At 36.8% G+C, this 13,989-nt stretch carries 6 protein-coding genes; 3 read left to right on the top strand and 3 right to left on the bottom strand.

What is annotated here, in order from left to right; genetic code table 11:
- Positions 1–135 precede the first annotated feature (135 nt).
- Complete coding sequence (locus H6G83_RS28020; protein WP_190478159.1) at positions 136–567, bottom strand: hypothetical protein; 432 nt, start codon at positions 565–567, stop codon at positions 136–138.
- A 424-nt stretch (positions 568–991) separates the two neighbouring features.
- Positions 992–1,330, bottom strand: coding sequence for a XisI protein (locus H6G83_RS28015; protein WP_190478157.1), 339 nt, complete (start codon positions 1,328–1,330; stop codon positions 992–994).
- 150 nt (positions 1,331–1,480) lie between these two features.
- Here H6G83_RS28015 and H6G83_RS28010 point away from each other — a divergent pair, with 150 nt between their 5' ends.
- The 3 genes from H6G83_RS28010 to fghA are packed head-to-tail and all read left to right on the top strand — an operon-like array spanning position 1,481 to position 7,970.
- Positions 1,481–4,933 carry a hypothetical protein gene (locus H6G83_RS28010; RefSeq protein WP_190478155.1) on the top strand — a complete coding sequence of 1,151 codons (3,453 nt, stop codon included), beginning with the start codon at positions 1,481–1,483 and terminating at the stop codon, positions 4,931–4,933.
- A complete protein-coding gene (locus tag H6G83_RS28005) occupies positions 4,930–7,083 on the top strand; it encodes a hypothetical protein (protein ID WP_190478153.1) in 2,154 nt (717 codons plus the stop codon). Before H6G83_RS28010 ends, H6G83_RS28005 begins: the two co-directional genes overlap by 4 nt.
- A gap of 35 nt (positions 7,084–7,118) precedes the next feature.
- Positions 7,119–7,970 carry an S-formylglutathione hydrolase gene (gene fghA, locus H6G83_RS28000; RefSeq protein ID WP_190478151.1) on the top strand — a complete coding sequence of 284 codons (852 nt, stop codon included), beginning with the start codon at positions 7,119–7,121 and terminating at the stop codon, positions 7,968–7,970.
- A gap of 189 nt (positions 7,971–8,159) precedes the next feature.
- Here the strand turns inward: fghA and H6G83_RS27995 are convergent, their stop codons facing one another.
- The gene (locus H6G83_RS27995; RefSeq protein ID WP_190478149.1) at positions 8,160–13,847 is read right to left on the bottom strand and encodes a cadherin-like domain-containing protein; all 5,688 of its coding nucleotides are present in this window, start codon (positions 13,845–13,847) and stop codon (positions 8,160–8,162) included.
- Between the last annotated feature and the right edge of the window lie 142 nt (positions 13,848–13,989).

Below are 13,989 nucleotides of genomic sequence, written 5' to 3'. Positions count from 1 at the left end.
TTGCTTGGATTTAATCACCTAATTTCTACCATGAACCAATTTAAACCTTTTTTCTCTTCTGGCTAATTTCAGTTATTTACTACTTGCTTATTTCGGAAAGTGACAGAAGAGGGCTAAAGTCCTTACTACAAACAATTATTTATCAGATTCCTGCTCAACTTCACGCATCACCCGCTTCACAGCATCTGTCCATTCAACGTGTTGCTTACCTTCTTTTGCTGATTTTTCTTTTGATTGTTCAGCTTCTTGTTTTTCTTTCTCACTCAGTCGTTCCCACACTTCTTTGGGTAGATAACGTTTAGTTACTTTACCATCACGGGCGCGTGTTTCTCCTTCTTCAGTTTGCCAATCTTGCTCAGACCATTTTTCTAAAGATTTGGCAGAATCATCTTTTTCTGAGTCTTTATAACCGCCACCTTGTTTTTCATATTCTCGCACTAACATCTGACTTTTCCGCGCCGACCATTGTCCGGGTTTACCGCCTTTATCTGATTCTTTGATTTCTTCTTTTATTTCTTCACGTAATTCTGGGTCGGTGTATTTTTCTTCCGGTTTTTTCTTCGTCATCTGCTATTTTCCCTCTAAATGTTGTAGGTGATTGGCAATTTATCAACACTTTTTCAAGGTAGAGGCTTTTACTAATACTTCCGTCTGTCAATTGGCAGAATTAGGTTATATAGCATATTTTGGGTAGATGAGGTACAAGCGTAAAACCCAAAACCATGTAGAGACGTTACATGTAACGTCTCTACAGTATTTCACGAATAGCGAAACTACTGTGTATAGGATTGATATTTAATTAGGACTGACGCAACTGGCATATTTTTTCTGTAGGGTGTGTGACGCTGCGAAAATATCTGAACGTAGTCACCAGACTTGTAGCGTCACGCACCAACCACCAATTGTGACACTTGCCTAAGTCCTGTTAATTTGCCAATATCAGTATTTTTGGTGCTGCACTGTCCACCCTACATTTAAGTAAATCTAATTTTCATGAAATTGCAAAATCTGTCATTTTTCTACCTTCCGATGATTTGAATGCTAAGACAATATGGTCTTTAGGAATGCCTTCAGCAACTAGCTCATCGGCAATTCCTTCTTCTGTACCATCATGCTGTATCCAAAGCTTATTATTAATTATATCAATGTGTAATAATGTGCCGTAGATGCGATAACCATTCTGCCAACCAGCTTCTACTAATAAATAATGATGATGCTCCCTATCAAACACAAGTTCAACATCAACTTGGTCGTCATTGTTGATAAAATCGGCATATTCTTTTAATTTTCTCTCAACAACATTACGATAATTTATAATTATTGAATCCATTTGACAACTTTTTACTTATTAAGGTAATAATAGCTAAAAGATGTAATCTTCATTCAATAGAGTTCATCGGCTTTTTGTTCAAACACTATTTTTCGCCTATCTTCACAAATCAAGACTGAACCTTTACACTTTTTTAAAAAGCTTAACATTATGTCAACTTTGGAAGAAATATTAAATCAATACTGTAAACAAGATAATTCTGGACTGCTTCTCTTAAGTATGCCTACTGGTTTTGGTAAAACATATAGTGTTATAAACTTTATAAATTCTAATTATAAGGAATTTGCCAAACAAAAGAGAAAGATTTTATTTATTACCAATCTCAAGAAAAACCTACCTATTGACGAACTCAAAAAACGTTTCATCGAAAATGGGAATGAGGAGGATTTTGAAAGATATGTTCTTTTTATTGACTCTAATGCGGATACAGTTATTAACAATCTACTAAATATAGATGACCAAATCCCTGATAAGTTTAAAAAAGAAACATATTTACAGCTTAAAAAAGATATAGAACTACTTCAAAACTATGAAATTCCTAGCACTTTTAAAGAAAGAATTAAAATAGATATTCGTAAAAGTCTTGAACCAGCATTCCGAGATTTGATAAAAAAAACATTAGCGGCAGAGTTTTCAACAAAAAAAGCACGTCTATCGGCTATAAAGACTAATCAAGATTATCAATGGATTGAAAAACTTTATCCCGCAGTCTTCACAGATGAAAAAACTATCTTATTTCTTAGTGTAGATAAGTTCCTTGGTCAAAATACAACGCTTGTAGAATCATCATATTACTTTTATGAGCGACTGATAAATGAATCAGTGATTTTTATTGATGAGTTTGATACTACCAAAAACGCTGTACTCGAAAATATTATTGAGTCGGGATTACGGCATCGAGTAGATATTATTGATTTATTTTTGAATATCCATAATCATCTGATGCAAACGGAATGTCCTGAATTACTTGTTCAAGAATCAAACTGGCGAAAGAAAAACTCTTCAGGCAAAAATTGTCCATCTCTACGAGAGCAGATTGAATCATTGCGGGACAAGGCTAATTATATATTCAAAAAGTATGAATTACAGCATATTTGTAAATCTCACAAAGACTTTTCAACTAAAGAAAGAAACTTTCTCTTTTATGATTACAAATTTCATAATGTGCTGGATCGTCATCAACGTGTGGAGATTATAGGAGATATCAATAGCCGTACTAATTGGATTAAAGCTTTTGAAATTAAACAGGAAAAGACAGGCATTGACATACAGGAAATGCTGAGGGAAATTACAGGTTATTTATCTTATTTTCAGAACAGGATTAAGTTTTTTGCAAATAACTATCGCCATTTAAAAGATGAAGATAAAGGGGGTCAAGAAAATTTTCCACTTAAATTAGCTATTCAGACAGTTCTTAATAATTTTCACCTTAAGGATGTCGATTTTTTAACCAATAAAATTCTTGAAGATGATTTACCTTATGGCTTGCAACCTTATCAAGGTACAATCCAAAGTCAGAATTTTTATGATACAGGCTTTCGTTACTATGATATCGTCGATAGTGATGAGCATGATACATTATCAAAAATATATATGTTCAACTTCAGCCGTACACCAGAATCCTTTTTGGCTGGAGTTTGTTCAAAGGCTCTGGTAGTGGGGATTTCAGCTACCGCAGGGCTTCCTACAAATATTGGCAACTATGACCTTGATTATCTAAAATCACGTCTAGGAGATTCATTTATACGTCTTAAAGACGATGCTATTGTTAAACTGAAAAACGAATATAATGAAACAACTCAGCGATACAATCAAGTCTCTATAAAAACTAAGTTTGTTGGGGCAAATTCACAGGAAGAAGCAGTCAAACAGCTTGAAGAGCTTTTGAATGATAGAGAAGCAGCCCAGGCTTTATGGAATGAGCTTTGTCATAAAATTACGGATGATGATGAGAAAAGTATTGAATTTTCATTTTGTCGTTATGTAAGAGCTTTAACAGCATGGAAATATTTCCTAGATAATCCTGATTGTCATGGGTTCCTTTGTTTCTTCAATAAACTACCAAAGCCCTCAGATCCAAAATTCGACCTGCATATATTGCATAAGTATGCAGAAATGTTATTGGATGATAATAAAGGTAATATTGATGATTCCGTAGCTGATACATTCTTTGTACTTAGTGGAAATAGCTTTGAGGAAAATAAAGATAAACTTCTAAATGACTTAAAAAATAATAAACGCCGATTTATTATTTCTGCATACCAAACGATTGGAGTTGGACAAAATTTACAATTTCCTATTCCTTCTGGTATGGAACCAATACATATTAATAGCTTTACCAAGCATTCAAATATGGATATTAATGGGATATATTTAGATAACCCAACGAATATTATTGTTAATATCTTTAGTAACAATATAGATGATGATGAGTTTATAAAATATATTTTTCAATTGGAATTCATTCGGGAAAATGGAAATTTTTCCCTAAACCAGTTTAAGAGTAAGTTGGATGAAGCTTTTCATAGATATATAGGAAGATATAGACCGAGACGAAAAGCTAATGACTTCATCAACGCATACGATACAAAGGCTTACTCACTCTACTTAAATAAAATCATTATTCAAGCATTAGGGCGAATATGTCGTACAAATATGAAGGCTCCAACAATTCATATTCTGGCTGACGCTTCTATCCGAAAACATTTAACAGGGTTTTCTCTACCAAAAGATGTAATTCCTATTCGAGAGTATGCTGCTCTCCTTGAATCAGCAGGTGAATCTAAGCAGTCTGATGATTTAATAGAAGCACAAAATCGTGCATCCCATAAAAGTAATCAAACTGCTGCTTCCATACGTCGTCAACTGAGTACGCCTTGGACGAATCAAAGTGTAAAGAAGTGGCAAGAACTAAGGGAACAGGTTCTTCAGCAACCTGCGATCGCAAAAGATTCAGAATGCAATCTAAACTGGAATAATATTTACCTGCATTTGCCACAACCTGCTGATTCATATCATTTTTCACATGAAAATGACTATAATGAAATCGAAATTTTCTTTACTGATGACTATGGTAAAAGAGAAGTTCAAGAAGTAAGTGAAAGAACTGCTCGTCTATCAGAGTTGATGAAAATCGACAAGTTTTATAAATTGTTTACTGATTCTGGCTGGGCAACAACATTTCCTAAATCTCAACTGATGTTAACTCCTCCCATGTTCAACAATATTTATAAAGGTGCATTAGGTGAAGTATGTGGAAAATATATTTTTCAAAACATCTTAAAGATTCCTTTATTAGAATTGAATGTGGATGAGTTTGAACGCTTTGACTTTAAAACAGAGCAAAATATTTATATAGACTTCAAGTTATGGAATGATCGGGTTGCAGTAAAAGCTGATGAAATAATTGAGAAAATCTGTGAGAAAATGGCGGTTGTTGGAGCAGAAAGGGTTTTTGTGATCAACATTCTCGGTAGCTCCAACACTACCTTTCGTCCGATTTCATCATTTGATGGACAAATTGTAGAGGTTCCCTATCTGTGTAAAAATGATAAAATCGATGACTCAGCACTTAATTTTATTGTTGAAAAATTTATAACATGAGCATTCTGACAAATCGGCTGAAGATAAATTTTCATATTGACGCTATTGAACGAGACTTTACTTTTATCCGCTTAAAGCGAGACAATAATTGCAAGTGGTGGGGGGCTGAAGAACTAGATCGTATTATAGGCGAAGATTATAAAGCCATGTCTGTTGGATATGCTCAATACGCCTATGCTATGTTTGATAAAAAATCAAACGATACTTACGCATTACGTCAAAAACTGGGAACAGATCCTAAATTTGAGACTGTATCTGCAGTTGAGGTAAAACCCCAGGCTTTTTATACTGGCGATGATGAATGTATATGTGAGGTAACACTTGCCCGCTTATTAATAAATTCTCTGGGTTCATCACGATCTAGATTTAAACAGCTACATTTTTCAAATCTGACTGGAGCATTACTTAAAGTCCCTTCATTGACAAATAAGCTCTATGATACGATTGGTGTTGCTGAAATAACTCTTAGCCGTGATGAGAGGCAAAAAAATGAGTTTTTATTGGATGTTCGTGTAACCTCTTATCGAAAAAAGGTTTCTATACTAGCAGAATATCAAGGCACACCAGAATTAAAAAAGATTCTTAAAAGACCTGAATATGTGTTTCATAGCGGCACAGGGACTTTAAGAAGGTGGCTTCCATCTGACGGTGAAAAATCAGACCCTACACAATCTTACATACAATGCGGTCAACCAGGTAAAAAGATTCATACTAATTTCCTTGAGTTTGGTAGTATAAAGGATTTTGAGAAGAGCAGAGCAGGTATTTTGTATCAAGTTTGCAATAGTATTCAAGAGTATTTATCTGAATACATGAGCGTTAGTTTTTCTACTGTTGAAATTGACGATAGCGTTGAACTCAAAAACACTATACTTACAACTCCAAAACAACTCCACGCCAAACTTGATAATCAGGCAATAAATATAGTAGATAGAGTTAATGATGAAGACTCTGATAATTTAGTAACTACCCTGAAAAACTTTCTTCTTCCTTATATTACTGATGTAAATCTAATTACTGTTGGTAAACGTGATAAACAAGGCGCTCTAAATTTTAGAATTATACATGATGCCGAATTTTATGAAAAAACGGGGCAAAAAGACGAATATCTGCCTTCGACAGATAAATTCCAGCGACAACATTTAACAATTGAATCAACTAGAAGTGTTTCTAAGCCTATTGTGAAAACAATTATCAAGGAACAGCTTATCAAGCGTGATATTAGTTCTGGAAGATTGAGTTTGTTTGATTGGGGTAAACTTCAACTGAAAGGAATTTGGACTTTTGCTGCTTGGGATGAGGATAAAAGTCATGTAATTTTTATGGAAATTCAACCAGATGGTAGTTTTAAATTTTACGAAATAGATGGTGAAGATATATTATTTAACTGGCAAAAGTTTGAAAAATATAGCAAGTATATGACAGAGATTCGCTCTGGAGATAAAATCAAGACATTGGAAGGTCTTGTTGTTTCTGATGCTGGTGATATAAATCAGATATTCCTAACCAATGAAAGAAGCATTCCTGACCTTTCTAAGATAGAAGCTATTCTGAGGGAAGTTGAAACTGAACTTCCTGAAAACAAGCGAAGTGGAAATGCACTGGCTGATCTATTAGAAGAATTTTTGCAAGAACCATCTGAACTTGATATTGAAAAATTTCAATCATTATCATCGGAACTGAGGAAAATTGGTAAACAAATTATATCAAAAGGAGATTTGAAGTCTTTAATAGCACAATATTTAGGAACAAAAAGGAAGAACGGAGACAAGATCATTGATGTTAGTACCACAAGTGAGGCTATTCGTTTTAGAGATTATCTTCTTGATAAACATCAAATTCGTTTGAAGTTACCCCAAGATAACCAAAGCAAAGAAGATTTATTTGACGCTTCTCTCAATATAAAATATTTTGGTGAAACCGAAAAAGAAGCTTATTACTTTGTTGGCGACCGAAGAGAAAATGTACAATGGCATTTCAAAGATGCTTGTCTTATCCGTAAAATTGTTGCGGTGGATAAATCTAAATTAATATTTAGACAACTTCTTAAAACTATGGATGTTGATTTTGTCCGCACTGGACAAAGTACGGTAATTCCTTTTCCTTTTAAATACATTAGAGAGTATAAGAAATTTAGTGATGCTAAGTGATGAAATGAATTGATTCTAATAATAAAATTCAAAAAATGACTAACATCAAACTCATCAGTGAATATAAAAGCTTTGAGGGAAAACTCGGCTTTTATTCTCATGCTTCTTCTAGTTGTAACGGTGATATGCGCTTCGCTGTTTATCAACCACCACAAGCAGCAGAAAAACCTGTACCCGTGCTTTATTTTCTCTCTGGGTTGACTTGTACGGAAGAGAACTTCATGGTGAAAGCTGGGGCGCAGCGTTACGCGGCTGAGTACGGGTTAATGTTGGTTGCGCCTGATACTAGCCCGCGTAATACTGGTATTCTAGGGGAAGATGATGAGTGGGACTTTGGGACGGGTGCGGGTTTTTATGTGGATGCGACGGTGGAACCTTGGCGATCGCACTACCAAATGTATAGTTATATTGTGCAAGAATTGCCTGCGTTGATAACCGCTAATTTTCCCATACAACCAGACAAACAAGGTATTTTCGGTCATTCTATGGGTGGACATGGGGCGCTGGTATGTGCTATGCGAAACCCCCATCTTTTTAAATCTGTTTCGGCTTTTGCACCTATTGTTGCACCTATACGTTGTCCTTGGGGTCAAAAAGCTTTTAGTCGTTATTTAGGTAATAATCAAGCAAGTTGGCGTGATTATGATGCTAGTGAATTAGTGCAGAAGTTGGGTTATCACAGTCAAATTCTCATTGATCAAGGTACGGATGATCAGTTTTTGGCTGACCAATTGTTCACAGATATATTCGCGCAAGCCTGTACAGCAGTTAACCAACCGCTTAACTTACGTTATCAAATAGGCTATGACCACAGCTATTATTTTATTGCCAGTTTTGTAGAAGACCACATTCGCCATCATGCGATCGCGCTTGCTGCTAATTCGTAATATGGCGTTGCTGAATCAAGATATGAATTTGTCTCACGCAAAGGCGCAAAGGCACAAAGTTACAAAGAACAAGGAAGTTCATTTTACCATTTCATATCCAATTCAGCAACGCCCGTAATATCATCTCGTGGGGGTTGGTAATGGGTAATAGTAGAAAACAATTACCCATTACCTCAATCCCAAATCAGACTATGCAATCACATAAATTTGATTAACAGTGAGTGCGGCTTGGTTGGATAGTTGCGCTAATTTGACTTGTGCTGCACCACCTAAACCATCGGCATCAAAGAACAGATTACCCGTAAATTGGTCATAAATAAAGCGATCGCCTACTGCCGTAGCCTCAGTTCCCAGTCGGAATGCACTATCAAGCGTACCCACATCTTGATTAAGCCCAAATTCAGCCTGAGAAATGACAATTTTGTCATCAGTGATTGTGAAGTCATTGATAGTATCAAAATCACCAACTACAGGCAACCTCACGTAAAAACTATCTTGACCAGCACCACCAATTAATGTATCTCGACCTTTACCGCCTATAAGTATGTCATCACCTAGACCACCATCAAGCTTATCATCCCCATCGCCACCAAATAAGCTATCATTACCATCGTCACCAGAGACGTTATCAGACCCTACGCCGCCATTGAAAGTATCATCACCACCACCCAAATCAACCACAGAGTTAGCATAGCTACCCTGTAAAGTAATGACATCGTTACCATCTTGGGCTGTATTGCTGACAGGTTCATCACCCTTTAAATTAATAAAGAAGCGGAAATTATTCATCGTCACGGTAATCGAGTCATTACCCTGACCACCTGTAATTTTGCCATCTGAACGGGGTGCATCGTTGGGGTTGCTGTTGTTGTCCCAACTAGAGGCAAATGTGATGTTGATTTTATCGTCTCCCAGACCACCGTGAGCGGCAAAAACACCATCGGGGTCGATAATTATATCATCACCGTCGCCAGCAAATAGGCGATCGCTATTACCTAAGCCACCGTTAATATTATCATTGCCGCCACTACCATCAATATAGTCGTTGCCCTCTCCACCATTAATGGTTTCATTGCGGTTAGTGCCAACGAGGTTGTCACCGTTAACAGTACCATTAATTACCTCGTAATTAGACACAGGTACAGCCCATAGGCGATAACCATCCACACTATCTGCTACGAAGTACAGCTTATCATCAGCATAGGTAAACTCCCTGGGATTGGAAGATGCAGCACCGGGATTAATTGTATCTGTCACCACACTAATGTTACCAAAAGAATCAATCCTCCATAATTCTTTTCCATAAGTAGGGTTATCAGCAGAAAAATACAATTCGCCATTCACATCAAATGGGATGCTGATAGAAGTAAACCCATAATCTGATAAATTATTTACCAACAGCACAGCATTACCATTGCGCTCATCAATCTTCCATACTTGCGGATTGCCACTACCGTCGTTAGCATAGAAGTAAAGTGTCCCACCGACGTTAGTTAAGGTATTGGGGTTAGAGGACGCAATACCAGGATTAATATCGCTGACAAGCACAGCTTGGCCTGTCTGGTCAATTTTCCACAACTCTTGACCTGTTGTGCCATCATTGGCAATGAAGTAAAGTACACCATTAACATTAATTAGATTGGTTGGTGAAGAAGACTCCGCACCTGGATTAATATCACTGACAAGCACAGCTTGACCTGTCTGGTCAATTTTCCACAACTCCTGACCTGTTGTGCCGTTATTAGCGCTGAAGTAAAGGGTATTATTAAAGATGAATGGTTGTAGAAACGAAGAAGAACCAGCACCAGGATTAATATCTGCTACTTGTACTGGGTTCCCTGTGGTGGGGTCAATTTTCCACAACTCCTGACCTGTTATGCCGTCATTGGCGCTGAAATAATATGTACCATTAACATCAATTCCCGATGCTAAGTCCACATTGATTTGACTTAGCCTTACTGGTTCGCCTGTGTTGGGGTCAATTTTCCACAACTCCTGACCAAGAGAACCATTGCTAGTGAAATACAGCGTATTATTTATGGCATATAGTTGAATCTCGGAATTGGGATCAAGGTCATCTGTTAGCAGTATTTGGTCGCCTGTGTTGGGGTCATCTTTCCATAGAGATTTTTGCAGAATTTGTGTATATTCTCCATCTTCGTTGACTTCGTAAGTTATTTTGCTAGTTACGTAGTAAACTATGCCATTGACTTGAGTGAAGCTGGTAATGTTGGTGACAGTGTTAATTTCGTCAAGAATAGTGGTTATTAGTTCAAAGTTGCCAGTGCGATCGTCAATTCTCCACAAAGTCGGGTCAATACCATATTGACTATAATTATAAGTTACAAAGACATCAGCAAGACTTACTGGTGGTTCCTCATATTGGTCAGCGAAAAAAGATACAGTTGTCCCTGTTGAGAGTCCAGTAGAGACATCAATTTGAGTAATTGAACCAAAACCAAAACGACCTATACTAACTACATAAGGTCTATTGTTAAAGATAGTCGTGTAAGTATAAGTCCTGCTGTAATCATCTTCATTAATTCTGACTGCTACAGCTTCATCTGTGGTATTGTCAACCTTCCATAAATTAGGACTTCTTCCACCACCAGGCGGCCCGCTTAGTATACCTACAAAAAAGTACAAAGTATTATTGACCTGGAATAAACTACCAATGTCGCTAGAAGCTGATGCTACATTTATGCCTCGGACAGGATACGGCTCAGAAATATTCAGATTAACAGTAGCTGTACTTATACCTCCTTTGCCATCACTCACGGTATAAGTCAGGCTGTCTAAACCAGAATATCCGCTATTAGGAATGTAAGTGTAAGTGCCGTCATTGTTATTAATTAAAGTACCGTGACTTGGTTGAGTTAAATTAATTAGAGATAGACTATCACCATCTGCATCTACATCGTTAGATAAAAGGCTGGCAATACTGATAGTAATGGGTGTGTTGGTTGCTGTGATGATTGTATCATCTCCTAATAATGGATTGTCATTAGACAAATCATTCACAGGCAAAGCTGCCAACTCTGTACCATTGTTATATCTAAAGTAAAGAGTACCATTGACGTAGATGAGAGAATCTAGATAAGAATATTCCATTGCTGAATTGATATTTGTCAGCCTTGAAACTTTGCCAGTTTGATTGTCCAGTTGCCAAATTTGATTGCCATTGCTACCATCATCAGCAGTAAAGTAAAGTTTGCCATCAGCATTAATCAAGTTGCGGGGATTGGCAGATTGAAAACCCGGATTGATATCTTTGACTAATACTGCATTGCCACTAGCATCAATTTTCCACAATTCATACCCATTAATGCCATTATCAGCAGTAAAGTAAAGTGTGCCATCAACGTTAGTCAAGTTGCCGGGATTAGAATATCCAGTACCGGGATTGATGTCTTTGACTAAGACTGCATTGCCACTAGCATCGATTTTCCGCAATTCATACCCATTAATGCCGTCATTAGCAACAAAGTAGATTGTACCGTCAATATTAGTAAAGTCGCGGGTATTGAAAAGCGGAGAACCTGTGTTGATATCTTTAACCAATACTGCATTGCCAGTAGTAATATTTAGTTGCCACAACTCAAAACCATTGTTGCTATTAAATGCTGTAAAATAAATTGTGCCATTTACATTGAGCAGACTTGAGGAAACAACAGAACCAAAACTGCTCTCTGTAATCTTTACTGCGTTATCAGTAGCAATATCTAGTCGCCAAAACTCAAACCCACCGTTTTCTTTATTTCTGATAAAATAAGTTGTGCCATTCTCATTAATTATCTGAGAAATATTGAGTAAATCTGTGACTTGCACCGCATAGCCTGTATCATTATCAATCTTCCATAGTTTTGTCTCATAGCTGTTAGATTTGTCATCCGATGCAATAAAATAAAGCGTGCCATTAATATTAGTTAGGTCAGAAATATTGACAAGCTCAGAAGAGGAATTAATATCTTTGACTGCCTCCACCTTGCCGCTATTACTGTCAATTTGTAATAACTTAGGCGCTACACCATAATCGTAGGCAGTGTAACTTGTTAGGTAAAGTTTATTATTAAATTTGATAAAATAGAAGCCTTCTAAGTATAAATATCCAAAATCTGGGGGAAAGTCTGCTACTTTAACTAATTGATTTGTATGGTTATCAATTTTTAAAAGTAAAGCTTTACCGCTATCTGTATTAGCAATAAAGTAAAGTTCACCATCAACATTTCCTAAAAATGTACTGGAGGCATATTTTAAAATTGGGTTGATTGTGGTGATTGAGTAAGGCTGTTTTGACGACGCTACAGGAAATTGATCCACTGTGAGGTTGACAATGGCTGTACTGGTGTTTCCCTGCTCATCTTTAATGGTATATGTAAATTGGTCTACACCATAGTAATCTTCATTAGGAATGTATGTGTAACTGCCATCATTCTTCTGAATTAATTTGCCTTGTTTAGGTTGAGTAATAGCAGTAATTGATAACTCATCCCCGTCTAAGTCTGCATCATTTCTTAAAAGTGTGTTTGAGTTGATAATAATTGATGTATTCTGATTAATGTTAAAGCTGTCGTTTGCTGCATAGGGAGTCCGATGAGAGAGAATATCAGCTATAGGAACAGCCCAAATTTCTGTACCGTGGGTGCTATCAGTTGCAGAAACATAAAGCTTGCCGTCTATGTTGCCTAAAATATTAGGAAAGGAACTACCAGAACCTAGATTAATATCTGTGATTCTGATGGCTTTACCTGTACTATTGTCAATTCTCCACAATTCGTAGCCGTTGTTATCAGACGCGGTAAAATAAACGATGCCATCGATGTTTTTTACTTGATTAAAATTAAGATATGTAGACCCCGGATAGATACCTGTAACTCTAGCGCTACTACCAGTAGTCCCGTCAATTCTCCATAACTCTCGGTTATTACTATTGTTGTTGTACACTGAAAAGTAAATTGTGCCATCAACATTAGCGAGGATGTCAGCCTGAGAATACCCAGACCCTAAGTTAATTCCTGTTATGGGTATAACTTCGTCGGTATTGTTGTCAAGCTTCCACCAGCTAGTACTATTGGCATCAGTTATTGTAAAGAAAAGCGTGCCATTCAGGTTTCTTAAATTATTAAGACCACCATTCCTAGACCCCAGCCTAGTAGTATCAGTTATCTCTACTGCCTTACCTGTAGCGTTGTCGATTTTCCATAAGCCATTGCTATCTGTATCTTTACTAGCAATAAAGTAAAGGACATCATTAACGTTGGTGAGGTTATTAGCATATAATATCTCCTCAATTAGTACAGGGTTGCCAGTAGAGGTGTCAACTTTCCACAATTTACTATATGTGTTGTTATATGTGGAGATAAAGTAAACTGTGCCGTTGGCGGAAGTTAAAGACTGGGGATAGGAATACTCAGCACCCGGATTAAAATTTGTTACCTTGACAGCGTTACCATTAGAATCGTCAATCTTCCATAACTCATAGCCATTTCCATCGTTAGCTATGAAGTAAAGTTTGCCATTGACGTTGGTGAAGTTTTGCGGAAAGGAACTTCCAGAACCGGGATTGATATCTGCAACCTGCACTGCTTTGCCGGTAGCGTTGTCTATTTTCCAAACTTCATCACCAGATACGCCATCGCCATATCTAAAGTAAAGCGTGCCATCGACGTTGGTTAGTTCATAGAAGGCATTATACTCTCTATATTTATCCGTAACCCGTACTGGTTGATCTGTTGTGCGATCAATTTTCCAAATCTGATAGCCTACACCATCATTAGCGACAAAGTAAAGTGTGCCATTGACGTTTACTGGTTGTGAGAGAGAAGCATTACCAGTCCCCGGATTAATATCTGCAAGTAAGTAGGGAATTTTAGACATAATTAGCTTTAAAACCTTTAATTGAGAAATCGGATCAAAAAATTTCCCAGGCAATTGATCAAGTAATTATTTTCCAGATATTTCGCTGTGCGAATTTGCTGAATTAATATTTTAATCAGCTAAAAATTTGCTAATAACTCTC

Origin of the sequence: Anabaena azotica FACHB-119, from assembly GCF_014697625.1 — a bacterium.
Lineage (GTDB): Bacteria > Cyanobacteriota > Cyanobacteriia > Cyanobacteriales > Nostocaceae > Trichormus > Trichormus azoticus_A.
Note: the sequence above shows the minus strand (reverse complement) of the source record. Positions and strands in the feature narration are given on the sequence as shown.